The following is a 15973-nucleotide window of genomic DNA, read 5'->3' on the forward strand; positions in this document are numbered from 1 at the left end:
TATACTTTGAAATGAAAAAAATAACTAAAATACTTACTTTACTAAGTATCCTATTTGTCTGTTCATCTTATGGCCAAGGCAAAGTTGTAGGAACAGTATTAGATGGAGAATATGGTAATGACCCTTTGCCAAATGCAAATATCACTGTTAAAGGGACATCTAAAGGAACAACAACAGATTTCGATGGAAAATTTTCTTTAGACTTAGATGCTGGTACTTACACGCTTTCATTTTCTTTTGTAGGTTATGCCACAAAAGAAATTAGTGATGTTATTATTAAAGATAATGGTGTTGCTGAGTTAGAAGTAATACTAAATGCTAGTAAAAATGCTTTAGAAGAAATTGTTATTACAACTTCTGTTAAGAGAAATACCGAAAGTGCAGTACTGAGTTTGCAAAAAAAATCGGTTACTTTACTTGATGGGTTATCGGCACAAAGTATTAAAAAATCTGGTGCTGGCAACGCTGCTAGTGCTATTAAAAGTGTTCCTGGAGTTTCTGTGCAAGGAGGAAAGTACGTTTATGTAAGAGGCTTAGGAGACCGTTACACAAAATCTATTTTAAATGGTGTTGACATTCCTGGTTTAGATCCAGACAGGAATACTATACAAATGGATATATTCCCTACAAACATAATTGACAACGTTATCGTTATTAAATCTGCAGCTGCAGAATATCCCGCAGATTTTACAGGAGGTGTTGTTGATATCATTACAAAAGAATTGCCTACCAAAGCTGAATATTCTATATCTGTAGGTGCTGGATATAACTCTGATATGCATTTAAAAGATAATTACTTATCATATTCTGGTAGTAAATCAGATTTTTTAGGGTACGATGGTGGTAAACGTGATTTACCTATTAATAGATACCAACCTATTCCAGGAGATTTTGAAAACAGTACGTTATTAACTACACTAACTGGCGCTTTTAATAAAGAATTAGCTGCAAAAAGAGAAAATAGTGGCATAAACTACGATTTTGGTTTTACAGCAGGAAATCAATTTGATATTGGAGATGATAAATTAGGTTACTTGGCTTCTGTATCATATAAAAACACAACAACTTTTTATGAAAATAGAATTGATGGAAACTTTACTAAGGATGAGAATAATTCAGCAAATAATGACCTTTTGGCAACTAGATTAACAAATGGAGATGAAGGGATTAACAGCATTGTTTTAAACGGCCTTGCTGGTTTAACTTATAAAACCGAAAAATCTAAATTTAAAGCAAATATTCTTCATATTCAAAATGGAGAATCTTCTGCCGGTTTCTTTAATCAAAGTTTAGCACAAGCTGGAGGTAATGCTGGTTTAGAACAAGTACAAAAAGATGCTTTATTATATACAGAACGTTCTATTACAAATATGTTATTTAGTGGAAAGCACCAAATAAACTCAAATGGATTCGATTTTGAATGGAAGTTCTCCCCTACATTTGCAAAAGTTTTAGATAAAGATCATAGGATTACTCCTTTAGAAAAAACACAAGGCGGAAACTTTGTAATAAGTCCTAGTACCTCTAGTTTCCCTATTAGAATTTGGAGAACCTTACAAGAAGAAAGTTGGGTCGGTAAAGTGGACTTTTCTAATAAATACGACTTATTCGAAAAGCCAGCTAAGGTAAAATTTGGAGGAGTATTCAGTTATAAATACAGAGATTTTAGTACAGATCAATTTTTATTTACTTCTACTAACTTAACTGTAGCTGATGGTAATGCAGATAATTTACTAGCGTCGCAAAACCTATGGACAGTAGAAAATCAAAACGGTACATTCTTAAATTTTGGTCAGGAATTTCAACCTTCTAATGCTTATGAAGGAGAACAAAACATAGGTGCTTTATATATATCTAATGAATTTAATATTTCTGAAGCCTTAAAAGCTGTAGTTGGTTTACGTACAGAAATGTATAAAACTTACTATACAGGACAAAACCAATCTGGAAGTGAAATATTTAATAGTGAAAGTATTTTAGATGAATTTGACTTATTCCCATCTGCAAACTTAATTTACGCTTTAAATGAGAAAACTAACTTAAGAGCATCTTATTCTAGAACAACTGCAAGACCTTCTTTTAAAGAAGCTTCAAACATTCAAATTTTTGACCCAATTACTAATAGAACATTTATTGGTAATGGTTTTGGTAATGATTTTTATGATGCCGTTAGACCTTCATATATTAATAACTTCGATTTACGTTATGAATTCTTTAGAGAAGAAGGTCAAATGATAGCTTTAAGTGGCTTTTATAAAGACTTTAAAGATCCTATAGAAAATGTATTCTTTCCTGCCTCTCCAGACCAATTAACAGTGTCTAATTTAGGAAATGCACGAGTTTTAGGGGTAGAGTTAGAGTTTAGACAAAATTTTGGGTTTTTAATGGAAGATTTAAAAAACTTAAAATTTACTACAAACATTTCTGTTATAGAGTCAAAATTAGAAATGGCCGATGCTGAATTTGATAGAAGAGTATTAGCAGCTAGAGAAGGGCAAACTATTGAAAGAGAAAGAGATTTACAAGGTCAATCTCCTTTCTTAGTTAATTTTGGTTTCGATTACAGCAATAGTGATTTTGGCCTACAAACTGGTTTATTCTATAATGTACAAGGTAAAGCATTACAAGTTGTTGGTACTGGTATTGTACCAGATGTTTACACTCAACCATTCCATAGCCTTAATTTTACTTTAAATAAATCGTTTGGCGAGGATAAAAAATCTAACATAGATTTAAAAATCACAAACCTTTTAGGTGATGAAAGAGAAAGTGCTTATGAATCTTTTGGGACTTCTGACAGAACATTTTCTTTAAGAAATCCAGGAAGAGAAATCTCTTTAGGATATACTTACAAGTTCTAAAAACATATTTAAGCATAAAAAAAAGCATCCTAAAAAAGGATGCTTTTTTTTATGCTTAAATATGTAGGTTATTAATCTCTAATAGCAATTGTGCTTTTGTTTTTCCATTCACTTACACTTGCAATAGCATTATTATCATAGTCAATTTCTTTAAGGGAATTTTCTGACCAAAAAAACCATTTACCTACTTTAATTCCATTTTTGTATAAACCTACAGCTGTTTTATTTCCTTTTACATCGTAACTTGTCCAAATACCTTGTAGTTTATTTTCTTTATTAAAAAATCCGTGTTGCTCAATTTGCCCATTATCATGGTAAAAAGTAGCTTCTGTTTGATTTCCTTTTTTCTCAAATTTAGGCTGATTCTTTTCTTGTGCGTATGTTAGTGTTACTGCTAATAACATTAAAAGTGAAACTATTGTCTTCATATATATATTTTTATTTATTACTTAATGATTGCATAACAAATATAACAATAAATTTACATTTAAACAATATTTACGTAACATTAAATTAACATTGAATTCATAAACATCTGTTTTATAGACATTTAACCTACTTATAAAAACTCCACTTATATTAACATTACAGCATATTTAATGAGAGTAAATAAGCTACTATTAGTCAATAATTAATATTCCATGCCATTAGAACATAACATTAACTTAACATTGCGTACAAATTAAAACATGAAATTTGCCTATATTAATTAGGCCTTTTTTAATGGAAAATTTATATTTATTTATGATTATTGCTTTAGCACTTTTAGCTATTGCAGATTTAGTAGTTGGTGTTAGTAATGATGCTGTAAATTTCTTGAACTCAGCAATAGGTTCTAAAGCTGTTTCTTTTAAAACAATTATGATTGTTGCTAGCATTGGTGTAGCTGTTGGAGCCATATTTTCTAGTGGTTTAATGGAAGTTGCCCGTAAAGGCATTTTTAACCCCGATCAATTTGTTTTTAGTGAGATCATGATAATTTTCATGGCAGTAATGATAACAGACATTTTGTTATTAGACTTTTTCAATACTGTTGGCATGCCCACTTCTACCACTGTATCTATTGTTTTTGAATTATTAGGAGCTGCAGTTGCAGTAGCATTAATAAAAATATGGCATAAGGGTAATGATTATACAGAAATTGTAAATTATATTAATACATCTACTGCAACAAAAATCATACTTGGTATATTACTCTCGGTTATTATTGCATTTTCCATTGGCGCAATAGTACAATGGATAACTAGAGCGTTATTGTCTTTCAGCTTTCAAAATAAAGCCAATTGGGTTGGTGCATTATTTGGAGGTATAGCGCTTTCTTCTATGACCTATTTCATCTTTATAAAAGGTATTAAAGGTACGCCATATGCAGACGAAACTTTTGCTTTCACAGATGGCATGAAAATAAAAGATTATTTAGAAACTCACATTTTAAAAATTGTGAGTATTAGTTTAGTGGTATGGACGCTTATTTCATTTGTTATAATGGCTCTATTAAAAACTAACATTTATAAAGTTATTATTATAGTTGGAACTTTTGCGTTGGCTTTGGCTTTTGCAGGTAATGACTTAGTCAATTTTATAGGTGTGCCAATTACCGCTCTTAAATCTTATGAAGTCTGGATGGCTTCTGGTGAAGCTGCCAATACATTTAGTATGTCTTTTTTAGAAGGTAAAGTTGAAACCCCATCTTATTTATTATTTTTTGCTGGTATGATAATGGTTGCAACACTATGGTTTTCTAGTAAGGCTAAAGGTGTCGTTAAAACTTCTATAGATTTATCAAGTCAATCTACAGAAACAAAAGAACGTTTTCAACCTAACTTTTTATCTCGTGGGTTTGTTCGTTTAGCAATGTCTGCTTCTCTAATGACCTCATATATTTTACCCGAATCTATTCAAGCAAAAATTGAAAAACAATTTGAAAAACCAGAACTTCCATTATCTGAAAAAAAAGAAGCACCTGCTTTTGACTTAATTCGTGCTTCTGTAAATTTAATGGTTGCTGCTGTGTTAATTTCTATAGCAACGTCTATGAAATTACCTTTATCTACAACTTATGTGACATTTATGGTTGCAATGGGAACATCTTTAGCAGATCGCGCATGGGGAGCTGAAAGTGCTGTATATAGAGTTGCTGGGGTTATTAATGTTATTGCTGGTTGGTTTTTTACGGCACTTATTGCCTTTATTGCTGCTGGTTTTATAGCATTTTTACTAAATTGGAACGTAGAAATAATGACTCCTGTTTTATTACTATTAGCAATATTACTATTAGTTAGAAACTATATTGCACATAACAAAAAAGCTAAAATAGCTAAAGTAGAGGACAGTTTGACTAATGCAGAAAGTAGCTCTGTACAAGGTGTTATTCATGAAAGCGCTTCTAACATTGCCAATGTAGTAAAGCGCGGTAATAGAATTTACACAAACGCAATTAATGGTTTAGCTAAGCAAAACTTAAGTTCTTTAAAGAAGAATAAGAAACAAGTTGTGAAGCTATCTGAAGAAGTAGATGATTTAAGAGATAATATTTTCTATTTTATTAAAAATTTAGATGAATCTAGTGTAGGTGCTAGTAATTTCTATATTAACATATTAGGTTATTTACAAGATATGACCCAATCGTTAGAATACATTTCTAGAGCAAGCCATAAACATATTAATAATAACCATAAGAAACTTACATTTAGCCAAGTAAAGGAATTGAAAGAGGTTGATGAGGTTTTAGAAACTTTATTTAATTATATAAAAGAGGCTTTCGATTCTCGCTCTTTTGAGAAAATAGGAACTATTTTAGATGACAAAACAAGAATGTTCGATTTAGTTACTTCAAAAATCGCAAGACAAGTAGAGCGTACAAGAAACGAAGAATCTAGTCCTAAAAACACGACATTATACTTTGGTTTACTTTTAGAAACTAAAGATTTACTTAATGCTACAATGAATTTATTGGAAGAATATTATAACGAACACGATAGTGCTGTTGTTCCTGCCACAGTTAAGGAAGAAGAATAACCTCAATAAATTAGTCTATAATAAAAGTCTGATTATACTTGTTATAATTAGGCTTTTTTTATTACTATAAACATTTCACTTTAATTGTTAAAATTTCTTTAAAATAGCGTTTTAAACATCTATAAGCAAAATAGCAGCGTATTTATAGAAAACCAAAAAACAAATTATATGAGAATTATTTCAATGACATTAGTTTCTTTATTAATATTTACATCTTGTGTTTCTAAAAAGAAATACTTGGCTTTAGAGCAAGAAAAAGGTGAATTAACTAATGAACTTACCAAAACTCGAGTAGAAAAAGAAGATCTAGAAAACAAGTTTTCTATTATAGAGGCTAGAGTTAATCAATACAATTCAAAAATTAATTCTTTAACTGAAAACGTTGAGGGTTTAAAGTTAGAAAATGATACTAAATTTGCTGTCTCAGAAGACGGTACATTAGCATCTAACCTTACTAAACAAAGAATGCGAGAAACATTAACTCAAGTAGACCCGCATGTACTAAATCAAGCTAAAACTTTAAAAGATTCTATGAATTTAGCTATAGATTATCACCTAAATCGTACTATAGATACCAGTTCTTTAAATGAAGACGAAGACATTAGTGTAGATATTAATGAAACTGTAGTTATGATTTCTATTTCGGACAAAATGCTTTTTAACAGTGGTAGTTATAGGTTAAATCCTAAAGCTAATACTATTTTACAAAAATTAGCAGATGTTATTAATTCTGAGCCTAGTATAGATGTTATGGTTGAAGGGCATACAGATTCTAGAAGTATTAATACAGATAAAATTGCAGATAATTGGGATTTAAGTGTTCTTAGAGCTACATCTGTGGTTAGAAAACTACAGAAAGATTATGGTGTGGCCCCTGAAAAACTAATTGCTTCTGGCCGTAGTAGCTACCAACCTTTAACAGATAACGACACTAGAGAAGGGCGTTCTAAAAATAGACGTACACGTATTATAATACTTCCTAATATTAATAAGTTTTTTGCTTTGATGGCTTCAACAGATTAGTATTAGTCCATATATATATACAAAAAGCATCCTAAATTTAGGATGCTTTTTATTTATAAGTTTTATGTAAAATTTATTAATCTTCTACATATTTTCCTATTTGATCTAGATTATTAGCTGACTCTTTCTTGGCATTAAATAGTTTCTCATCAACAACATAAGTATTGGATATAGAATCATGCCAACCTCTTCCTTGTGCTCCTAAAAAAGAAAACTGATCGAATGGTATAATTCTACACAAACTCCTTTTAATTAAATCTCCAGTTTTTGGCATAGCACCATCCTCCATAACAACTCTTGTCTTTGTTACATATTTACCTACAGATTTTCCTTTAAGTACTGTTTCCATAATAAAGTAGCATAGCGCAAGAACCAACCCTGTGATTAACCTATCTAATAATGGATTTATCTCGTTAGTCTCATTTAAAAAATTATCCATTGTTGTTGTATCTGTAGCATACGAATAATAGAAGTATCCAAAAAGCATAAACCCTCCAAAAAGCACTGCTAATATTACAATAAGATCTATAATGTAATTAGCAAAACGGCTCCCTTTACTAGCATATAAATCTGGGGTTACTTTAAAATTTGTTTTATTCATGGTTTTATTTTAGTTAGTAATAGTATTTCTGAAAAAAGCACCCTAAAATAGGATGCTTTTATAACACTTAAATTAATTTTAAAAAGCTATTCGCTTAAGATCCACACATTAAGCAATCGTCTCCTTCTGCTGCTTTTGCTTGCTCTATTAAAGCTTTCATTTCTTCTGGACTCATTGGCTCTACATCTATCGTTTCTTTTGCAAATTTAGCTGCAGTATTAGCTGCTTTTTGTTGCTTTTGTTCTACAATAGTTTGCTGTGCATCTACAGATTTAGCTACTGGCTCTGTTTTTTTAGACTTTTCTACAGTAAATTTAATTGCATCTACCGCACTCTTAGTACGTAAATAATACATACCTGTTTTTAAGCCACTTTTCCAAGCATAAAAATGCATTGATGTTAACTTAGCCATAGTAGCTCCTTCTAAGAATAAGTTTAAAGATTGTGATTGATCTATAAAGTATCCTCGCTGACGAGACATATCTATAATATCTTTCATACTTAATTCCCAAACGGTTTTGTATAGGTCTTTTATATCTTGAGGTATAACATCTACATTTTGAACAGATCCATTAGCTCTCATTATTTCGTTCTTTAAACCATCATTCCAAAGCCCTAATTCTACTAAGTCTTCTAATAAATGCTTGTTTACAACAATAAATTCTCCAGATAATACTCGGCGTGTATAAATGTTAGATGTGTAAGGTTCAAAACACTCATTATTTCCTAGAATTTGAGAGGTTGATGCTGTTGGCATTGGTGCGACTAATAATGAATTACGTACACCATGTTTAAGTACTTGTTTACGCAATTTATCCCAATTCCAAAGTCCGCTTAATTCTTCATCTTTTATTCCCCATAGGTTATATTGAAATTCTCCTTTACTTATTGGAGAGCCCTCATATGTTTCGTATGGCCCATCTGCTTTAGCTTCTTCCATTGATGCTGTAACAGCTGCAAAGTATAAGGTTTCAAAAATATCTTTATTTAGTTTTTTAGCCTCATCACTTGTAAAAGGCATTCTAAGCTTAATAAATGTATCTGCCAATCCTTGTACTCCCAGACCTACTGGTCTGTGGCGCATATTAGAGTTTTTAGCTTCTTCTACTGGATAGTAGTTTCTATCTATTACTCTATTTAAGTTTTTAGTTACGCGTTTTGTAATTCTAAATAACTCTTTATGGTCGAACACTCCGTTTTTAACAAACATTGGTAATGCAATAGATGCTAAATTACATACAGCCACCTCATCTGGAGAAGTGTACTCCATAATCTCTGTACATAGGTTTGATGAACGGATAGTTCCTAAATTCTTTTGATTAGATTTACGGTTTGCTGCATCCTTGTACAACATGTATGGTGTACCCGTTTCTATTTGAGATTCTAATATTTTCTCCCAAAGCTCACGCGCCTTAATTGTTTTACGTCCTTTTCCTGCTGCTTCGTAACCCGTATAAAGTGCTTCAAATTCTTCACTATGTACATCGCACAATCCTGGACATTCATTAGGGCACATTAGTGTCCAATTTCCATCTTCTTGTACACGCTTCATGAATAAATCTGGCATCCACATAGCATAAAATAAATCTCTTGCACGCATTTCTTCTTTTCCGTGGTTCTTTTTAAGATCTAGGAAATCGAAAATATCTGCATGCCAAGGTTCTATATACATTGCAAAACTTCCTTTACGCTTTCCGCCTCCTTGATCTACATAACGTGCTGTATCGTTAAATACTTGTAGCATTGGCACAATACCATTACTAGTTCCATTTGTTCCAGCTATATAACTTCCTGTTGCACGAATATTGTGTATAGATAAGCCTATTCCTCCGGCAGATTGCGATATTCTTGCTGTTTGTTTTAATGTATCGTATATACCATCTATACTGTCTTCTTTCATTGTTAATAAGAAACATGAAGACATTTGTGGTTTTGGTGTTCCTGAGTTAAATAATGTTGGCGTAGCGTGTGTAAAATACTTTTTAGACATTAATTCGTACGTTTCTATGGCTGCATCTAAATCGTTTAAATGTATTCCTATAGAAACACGCATTAACATGTGTTGCGGTCTTTCGGCTATTTTCCCGTTTAATTTTAAAAGGTAAGAGCGTTCTAAGGTTTTAAATCCAAAGTAATCGTAACCAAAATCTCTATTATAGATAATTGTAGAATCTAATCTATCTTTATTCTCCATAATAACATTGTATACATCGTCTGCTAAAAGTGGAGCTTCTTTACCAGTTCTAGGATTTACGTAAGTATACAAATCTTGCATAACTTCACTAAACGTTTTCTTTGTGTTTTTGTGTAAGTTAGAAACAGATATACGTGCTGCCAAACGTGCATAATCTGGGTGAGCAGTCGTCATTGTTGCCGCTACTTCTGCTGCTAAATTATCTAACTCACTAGTTGTTACTCCATCATATAATCCTTCAATTACACGCATAGCAACTTTTAATGGGTCTACAAGTTCGTTTAAACTATAACATAGTTTACGAATTCTAGCAGTAATTTTGTCGAACATTATTTGTTCTTTTCTTCCGTCTCTTTTAATTACAAACATACTTTACACTTTTTTTAGTTTTTCTGAATCGCCCATTCAGAAAAAGGGTTAGTTGGTTATTCTAAATTTATAACGTGCTATTTGGGAGCAAATTATAATTCCAGTTAATGAATTATTTTAATTACGCTAGCCAGTTTCCATTTAGCACATTTATTTAATGGAAGCTACGTAGCTTTATTTAATGTGGTGTTTTGTTAGGTTACCTAAATTATTAGGCAGAAGATTCACATTTATCTAAAAATCAGCATCAAAACTGAATTTATCTTCTTCTTCTTCTTTGTTAAGCACTCCTGCTTTTTGATATTCGGATACACGTTTCTCGAAAAAATTTGTTTTTCCTTGAAGCGAAATCATATCCATAAAATCGAAAGGGTTTGCTGTATTATATTCTTTTTCGCAACCTAGTTCTCCTAAAAGTCTATCGGTTACAAATTCTAAATATTGTTCCATCAATTTGGCGTTCATGCCAATTAAACTTGCTGGAAGAGACTCTGTAATAAATTCTCTTTCAATATTTAAAGCGTCTACTATAATTTCTCTTATTCTTTCTTTTGGCACTTTATTTACTAAATGCTTTTCGTGTAGGTGCACTGCAAAATCACAGTGTACGCCTTCATCTCTAGAAATTAATTCGTTAGAGAATGTTAAACCTGGCATTAATCCTCTTTTCTTTAACCAGAAAATAGAACAAAATGCTCCAGAAAAGAATATACCTTCTACTGCTGCAAATGCTATTAAACGCTCTGCGAAACTTGGAGACTCAATCCATTTAAGAGCCCAATCTGCTTTTTTCTTAATTGCTGGAAAGGTTTCTATAGCGTTAAATAGACCGTTTTTCTCTTTTTCGTCTTTTACATAGGTATCTATTAATAGCGAATAGGTTTCACTATGAATATTTTCCATCATGATTTGAAATCCATAAAAGAATTTTGCCTCACTATATTGTACTTCGTTTACAAAATTTTCTGCTAAATTTTCATTTACAATACCATCACTAGCTGCGAAAAATGCTAAGATGTGTTTTATAAAATAACGCTCGTCATCGTTTAATTTGTTTTTCCAATCTGTAAGATCTTGATGTAGATCGATCTCTTCTGCTGTCCAAAAACTAGCTTCAGATTTTTTATACCATTCCCAAATATCATGATGCTGAATAGGGAATATTACAAATCTATCTTTATTTTCTTGTAAAATTGGCTCGACGCTTTGAGACATAATTTAGTGTTATTTTTATGAAAAAATGAAATGAAATTTTAACTCGTTTTGAGACAAACAAAGATTGCAAATTACATCTAATTCTGAAAGCCTATATCTATTAAAACTTCGTAAAGTTTTTAACACTAAATGTTGAAATGTGATGTTACTAGCGTGTTTTATTGAGGTTTAAAGTGTTTTACTTTTTTTAATAATTATTTTATAGCCCATATAAAAATTTTAAAGCTATAATTTGTATATACCAAAATTTAACACTTTAAAATATGCTTATATAGCATGCTAGGCATGAGTTCTTTACAATAAAAATATTTATACAACTTGTTAAACAGCTTAACGTAGTTATACTAAAAAAAGTGAATTAGTTTTTATTGATTTAGTTTTTGCTCTGCTACCTTCTCTAATTCATTATACCAATCTTCTCCAAATTTTCTAATGAGTGCTTCTTTTACAAATTTGTATATAGGAATTTGTAACTCTTTACCTAATGTACAGGCATCACTACAGATGCTCCATTTGTCGTAATTAACAGCAGAAAACTCACTATATTCTTTTACTCTAATTGGATATAGGTGACATGAGATTGGTTTTTTCCAAGAAACGACACCTTGATTATATGCTTCTTCTATTCCACAAAGTGCAGTTTTTTTTTCATCAAAGATAACATAAGCACAATCTGCACCATCTATTAAAGGGGTTTCCAATTCTCCAAAATGACTTGTAATAAATGTGCCTTGCTCTTCTATTGCTTTTATACCTTCTTTGCGTAAAAACGGCTTTACTTCTGGGTAAATATCTTCAAGTATTTGTGTTTCTTCTTTTGTTAATGGCGCTCCAGCATCTCCATCTACACAGCAAGCGCCTTTACATGCTGAAAGGTTGCACATAAAATCGTTTTCGATAATTTCTTCTGAAACAATTGTTTTTCCTAATTGAAACATAAATACTAATTCTAATAGAATACAAATATAGTATTACTACAAAAAATATCACCTTTAAAACAACTTATAATTGTTTAGGTGTTTTAATTAAACTTTACGTTAGTTTAATACACTATATAATTCTAAAGCACTATTTTTGCCGAAAATTTAAATCGCGCAAATTATGCTTCTTAATTTTAAAGAAATTATTACAGCCTTTATGGTTCTTTTTGCAGTAATAGATATTATAGGAAACATTCCTATTATTATAGATTTACGCAAAAAAGTTGGACACATACAGAGTGAAAAAGCTTCTATTATTGCTGGTATTATTATGATTGTTTTTCTTTTTCTAGGACAAAGTCTATTGTCGCTTATAGGAATAGATGTAAACTCTTTTGCCGTTGCTGGTGCTTTTATTTTATTTTTTATTGCTTTAGAAATGATTCTAGGTATTACCCTATATAAAGATGATGAGGATGGCAACTCTATTACAGCTTCTGTTTTCCCTTTAGCTTTTCCTTTAATAGCAGGCCCTGGTAGTTTAACAACCCTGTTGTCTCTGCGTGCTGAATTTAGAATAGAAAATATTATTATAGCTGTTATATTAAATGTTATCCTTATTTATATAGTATTAAAAACGTCTAGTCGTATTGAGCGTTTTATTGGTCCAAACGGTATTAAAATTATACGTAAAGTTTTTGGAGTTATTTTATTAGCTATTGCTGTAAAACTTTTTGCACAAAATATTAAGGTTTTACTTGCCTAATAATAGTAGTATCTTTAAAGTATGTTTACAAATTAAATATAGAAACTAATGAAACTTTTTACATACATTTTTACAATTATAGCTATTGGATTAATTATATATAATGCTACAAAAATTAATTGGGACACTCCTTTTGAAGGGCAAAGTATTATAGGCTTAATTACTATTTTTGCTGCCCTTTGCGGAATTATTTTATTACAGATTTTACGTGTTTCTAAAAAAATAGAAACACAATCTAGAAAAAAATGATAGATACTTTAATTATAGGTGGTGGTGCCGCAGGCCTATCTTGCGCTCTTGTTTTAGGCTCTGCCTTAAATAAACCGTATGCCAAAGACAAGTGTGTAGCTATAATTACACACCAAAAAACCTCTCACCTACAAAACGCTTTATTAAATAATGTTTTAGGTTTTGCTCCTGCAACTCTAGGTAAAAATATTTTAATTGAAGGTAAGCAGCAACTAACAGACTTATATCCTGAAGTACAACAAATTGATAAAGAGAAAACGCTACAAATAGAAAAAGCGGCTATAGGTTTTAAGGTAACAACTAATAAAAACGAATACCTAGCTAAGCATGTTGTTATAGCTGTAGGTTATACAAATTTAATTACTATAAGAGGGCTTGAAAGTTACATAGAACCTCATCCTAGAGCTGCAATAGAAAAAAATAGAATTTGGCTAAAAAATACAGATCACTGTATTGAAAAGGGATTATATGTTGCTGGTACTTTGGCTGGTTGGAGAAGTCAGTTTTCTATTGCTGCAGGTAGTGGTGCACATGTAGCAACAGATATTTTAACACTATGGAATAATGGAAAACACACCAAAGTGCACGATAAAGCCTAGCAGGTTATTTATTTTCTTCACTTAGGGTTATAACTTCATTAATCATAACATCTTTTTTATTAATAACTTCTTCAAAAGCTCCAGCTCCAAAAAGTTGCTCTGCTATTGCCGCTTTTAAATATTGCTTAACTTCTTCTTTATAGGCAACAAAAACCATATTTGTTCTGCGTTTTATTTTTAAATAGTCCTGAAACTCTACAACTACATCATCTTCAACTTTATAATTATCTATAAAATCTTGCCTAGTTTCATCTTTAAAAACAGTTCTATCTTTTTCTAATACTTCAAAAGCAAAGCTATTTATATAACCTCTACGTTGTAAAAACGTAATGGTTTCGTTTTGCATTCCTGTGTCTAAAGCAACAAAAACATCTGGTATTATACCTCCTCCTCCATAAACTACTTTACCTTTAGGTGTTGTGAATTTTAAAGAGTCTGCAACTTTAATTTTTTCTGGATCTAGCAACTCACCATTATCTACCCTAGAATAGTAGTCATCAAAATAATCTGCATTTCCTTTTTTGTAAGATCGTTGTATAGATCTTCCTGTCGGTGTATAATATCTAGAGACCGTTAAACGCACTGCACTTCCATCTCCTAATTTCATTTCGCGTTGCACTAAGCCTTTACCGTAAGATCGTCTACCAACAATGGTTCCTTTATCGTTATCTTGTAAAGCTCCTGCTACGATTTCGCTTGCAGAAGCAGAGTTTTCATCTATTAAGACATATACATGTCCGTCTTCGAATGCACCTCGTCTAGTTGCAAAACTTTTTTCTATTTTACCGCGTTTATTTTTAGTAAATAAAATTAATTTATCGTCTTCTAAAAACTCATCTACGATTTGTTCAGCGATACCTAAAAACCCACCTGGATTCCCTCTTAAATCTAACACTAGTTCTGTTGCTCCATCTTTTTGCAAATTATTAAGTGCTCGCTTAAATTCTTTATATGTAGACTCGGCAAATCTATTTATTTTAATATAACCTAGTGTTCTTGTTAGCATGTACGAGGCGTCTACACTTTTAATAGGGATATGATCTCGTTTAATTTTAAACTTTAATAGTTCTGGCTCTCCTCTTCTATAAACTTCTAATAATACTTCTGTATTTATTGGACCTTTTAATCGTTTTACCAAATCTCCATTTGCTCCATCTCTTCCGTACAATGTATCTCCATTTGCGAAAACAATTCTATCTCCTCCTTTTATACCTGCTTTTGCGCTAGGCCCTCCTTCTATAGCCCGTATTACAGCAATAGAGTCGTTGTAGGGGTAAAAACTTACGCCAATGCCTACAAAATCTCCTTTCATATTTTCTGTTACACTTTCCATTTCTTCTTTTGGAATGTATACAGAATGCGGATCTAAATTCTCTAAAATACCATTAACTGTAACATCTACAATGCTATCTGTATTAATCTCATCTACATACTCGTAGTCTATGTAATCTATAAGTCTATTTAATTTGTCTTTTTTACTATTAGATGTAAATAACCGGTCTGAGCTATCATTAAAGTTTAGTGTTCCACCAATAAAAATACCAACCGCTATTGCAGCACCTATAATAAGTGGGAAGTATTTTTTATATGTATTCATTACGCTCTAGAATCTTCTATTTGTTCTATTATTATTCCTGCTTTATCTAAAAATTTAAGTCCAGAATCATCCTTGTATCCTTCTTTATAAACAACTCTAACAATACCTGCTTGATGTATTAGCTTACTACACTCTTTACATGGAGACATAGTAATATACAATGTTGCTCCTTTACAGGATTGTGTAGATGAAGCCACTTTTAATATTGCATTTGCTTCTGCATGCAACACATACCATTTTGTATACCCCTCATCGTCTTCACAAAAGTTTTCAAACCCTGTTGGAGTGCCATTAAATCCATCAGATATTATCATTCTATCTTTAACAATTAATGCTCCTACTTGTCTTCTTTTACAAAAGGATAGTTTCCCCCATTCTTCAGCTATTCGCAAGTATGCTTTATCGTATCTGTGTTGTTTATGTTTTGGCATGTATAAAAACTATCGTTAACATTGTAAGTACGTACTAAAAACAGGGAATTTTCTATTTTACAGCCCCATTAAAACTTTTTAGTTCATTAAAAACTAAAGTTGTACGCTTATAAACTAATATAACGAAGAT

Annotated in this window: 13 protein-coding genes; 6 read left to right on the plus strand and 7 right to left on the minus strand. The window is 31.4% G+C overall.

Annotated features, from left to right (window positions below; all coding sequences use genetic code 11):
• The first annotated feature begins 11 nt into the window (after window positions 1-11).
• Window positions 12-2861, plus strand: a complete 2850-nt coding sequence (locus ACVC2P_RS15910; protein ID WP_452599442.1) for a TonB-dependent receptor domain-containing protein — start codon at window positions 12-14, stop codon at window positions 2859-2861.
• 71 nt (window positions 2862-2932) lie between these two features.
• Here ACVC2P_RS15910 and ACVC2P_RS15915 read toward each other — a convergent pair whose 3' ends face one another.
• Window positions 2933-3289 carry a toxin-antitoxin system YwqK family antitoxin gene (locus tag ACVC2P_RS15915; RefSeq protein ID WP_452599443.1) on the minus strand — a complete coding sequence of 119 codons (357 nt, stop codon included), beginning with the start codon at window positions 3287-3289 and terminating at the stop codon, window positions 2933-2935.
• 295 nt (window positions 3290-3584) lie between these two features.
• Here ACVC2P_RS15915 and ACVC2P_RS15920 point away from each other — a divergent pair, with 295 nt between their 5' ends.
• Both ACVC2P_RS15920 and ACVC2P_RS15925 read left to right on the plus strand, forming a co-directional pair.
• On the plus strand, window positions 3585-5879 hold the full coding sequence (locus tag ACVC2P_RS15920; protein ID WP_452599444.1) for an inorganic phosphate transporter: 2295 nt from the start codon (window positions 3585-3587) through the stop codon (window positions 5877-5879).
• 168 nt (window positions 5880-6047) lie between these two features.
• Window positions 6048-6902, plus strand: a complete 855-nt coding sequence (locus ACVC2P_RS15925) for an OmpA/MotB family protein (protein ID WP_452599445.1) — start codon at window positions 6048-6050, stop codon at window positions 6900-6902.
• A 76-nt stretch (window positions 6903-6978) separates the two neighbouring features.
• Here ACVC2P_RS15925 and ACVC2P_RS15930 read toward each other — a convergent pair whose 3' ends face one another.
• The 4 genes from ACVC2P_RS15930 to ACVC2P_RS15945 form a co-directional block, all read right to left on the minus strand.
• A complete protein-coding gene (locus tag ACVC2P_RS15930) occupies window positions 6979-7503 on the minus strand; it encodes an RDD family protein (RefSeq protein ID WP_452599446.1) in 525 nt (174 codons plus the stop codon).
• A 94-nt stretch (window positions 7504-7597) separates the two neighbouring features.
• Window positions 7598-10066, minus strand: coding sequence for a ribonucleoside-diphosphate reductase subunit alpha (locus tag ACVC2P_RS15935; protein WP_452599447.1), 2469 nt, complete (start codon window positions 10064-10066; stop codon window positions 7598-7600).
• A gap of 234 nt (window positions 10067-10300) precedes the next feature.
• The gene (locus ACVC2P_RS15940; RefSeq protein WP_452599448.1) at window positions 10301-11281 is read right to left on the minus strand and encodes a ribonucleotide-diphosphate reductase subunit beta; all 981 of its coding nucleotides are present in this window, start codon (window positions 11279-11281) and stop codon (window positions 10301-10303) included.
• Between the two features lie 365 nt (window positions 11282-11646).
• Window positions 11647-12219 (minus strand): DUF3109 family protein, encoded by a 573-nt coding sequence (locus tag ACVC2P_RS15945; RefSeq protein ID WP_452599449.1) that lies wholly within the window; start codon window positions 12217-12219, stop codon window positions 11647-11649.
• A 163-nt stretch (window positions 12220-12382) separates the two neighbouring features.
• Here ACVC2P_RS15945 and ACVC2P_RS15950 point away from each other — a divergent pair, with 163 nt between their 5' ends.
• From ACVC2P_RS15950 to ACVC2P_RS15960, 3 genes are read left to right on the plus strand one after another with little or no spacing between them, the layout of a single operon-like run.
• Window positions 12383-12967, plus strand: a complete 585-nt coding sequence (locus ACVC2P_RS15950; protein ID WP_452599450.1) for a MarC family protein — start codon at window positions 12383-12385, stop codon at window positions 12965-12967.
• Between the two features lie 48 nt (window positions 12968-13015).
• Window positions 13016-13216, plus strand: a complete 201-nt coding sequence (locus ACVC2P_RS15955) for a hypothetical protein (RefSeq protein ID WP_452599451.1) — start codon at window positions 13016-13018, stop codon at window positions 13214-13216.
• Window positions 13213-13815: an FAD-dependent oxidoreductase gene (locus ACVC2P_RS15960; RefSeq protein ID WP_452599452.1), complete on the plus strand. Its 603-nt coding sequence runs from the start codon at window positions 13213-13215 to the stop codon at window positions 13813-13815. The genes ACVC2P_RS15955 and ACVC2P_RS15960 overlap by 4 nt, the downstream gene beginning before the upstream one ends.
• 4 nt (window positions 13816-13819) lie before the next feature.
• On the opposite strand, the gene ACVC2P_RS15965 is transcribed toward ACVC2P_RS15960, so the two are convergent.
• Window positions 13820-15412, minus strand: a complete 1593-nt coding sequence (locus tag ACVC2P_RS15965; RefSeq protein ID WP_452599453.1) for a S41 family peptidase — start codon at window positions 15410-15412, stop codon at window positions 13820-13822.
• Window positions 15412-15843, minus strand: a complete 432-nt coding sequence (locus ACVC2P_RS15970) for a deoxycytidylate deaminase (RefSeq protein ID WP_452599454.1) — start codon at window positions 15841-15843, stop codon at window positions 15412-15414. The genes ACVC2P_RS15965 and ACVC2P_RS15970 overlap by 1 nt, the downstream gene beginning before the upstream one ends.
• Window positions 15844-15973 lie beyond the last annotated feature (130 nt).

Source organism: Pontimicrobium sp. MEBiC01747, assembly GCF_053601635.1.

Excerpts from the sequence above, each read along its gene's own strand:
- ACVC2P_RS15970 (WP_452599454.1), bottom strand. The coding sequence starts at position 15,843 with ATGCCAAAACATAAACAACACAGATACGATAAAGCATACTTGCGAATA.
- ACVC2P_RS15925 (WP_452599445.1), top strand. The coding sequence starts at position 6,048 with ATGAGAATTATTTCAATGACATTAGTTTCTTTATTAATATTTACATCT.
- ACVC2P_RS15960 (WP_452599452.1), top strand. The coding sequence starts at position 13,213 with ATGATAGATACTTTAATTATAGGTGGTGGTGCCGCAGGCCTATCTTGC.
- ACVC2P_RS15915 (WP_452599443.1), bottom strand. The coding sequence starts at position 3,289 with ATGAAGACAATAGTTTCACTTTTAATGTTATTAGCAGTAACACTAACA.
- ACVC2P_RS15945 (WP_452599449.1), bottom strand. The coding sequence starts at position 12,219 with ATGTTTCAATTAGGAAAAACAATTGTTTCAGAAGAAATTATCGAAAAC.
- ACVC2P_RS15910 (WP_452599442.1), top strand. The coding sequence starts at position 12 with ATGAAAAAAATAACTAAAATACTTACTTTACTAAGTATCCTATTTGTC.
- ACVC2P_RS15930 (WP_452599446.1), bottom strand. The coding sequence starts at position 7,503 with ATGAATAAAACAAATTTTAAAGTAACCCCAGATTTATATGCTAGTAAA.
- ACVC2P_RS15965 (WP_452599453.1), bottom strand. The coding sequence starts at position 15,412 with ATGAATACATATAAAAAATACTTCCCACTTATTATAGGTGCTGCAATA.
- ACVC2P_RS15950 (WP_452599450.1), top strand. The coding sequence starts at position 12,383 with ATGCTTCTTAATTTTAAAGAAATTATTACAGCCTTTATGGTTCTTTTT.
- ACVC2P_RS15935 (WP_452599447.1), bottom strand. The coding sequence starts at position 10,066 with ATGTTTGTAATTAAAAGAGACGGAAGAAAAGAACAAATAATGTTCGAC.
- ACVC2P_RS15940 (WP_452599448.1), bottom strand. The coding sequence starts at position 11,281 with ATGTCTCAAAGCGTCGAGCCAATTTTACAAGAAAATAAAGATAGATTT.
- ACVC2P_RS15955 (WP_452599451.1), top strand. The coding sequence starts at position 13,016 with ATGAAACTTTTTACATACATTTTTACAATTATAGCTATTGGATTAATT.
- ACVC2P_RS15920 (WP_452599444.1), top strand. The coding sequence starts at position 3,585 with ATGGAAAATTTATATTTATTTATGATTATTGCTTTAGCACTTTTAGCT.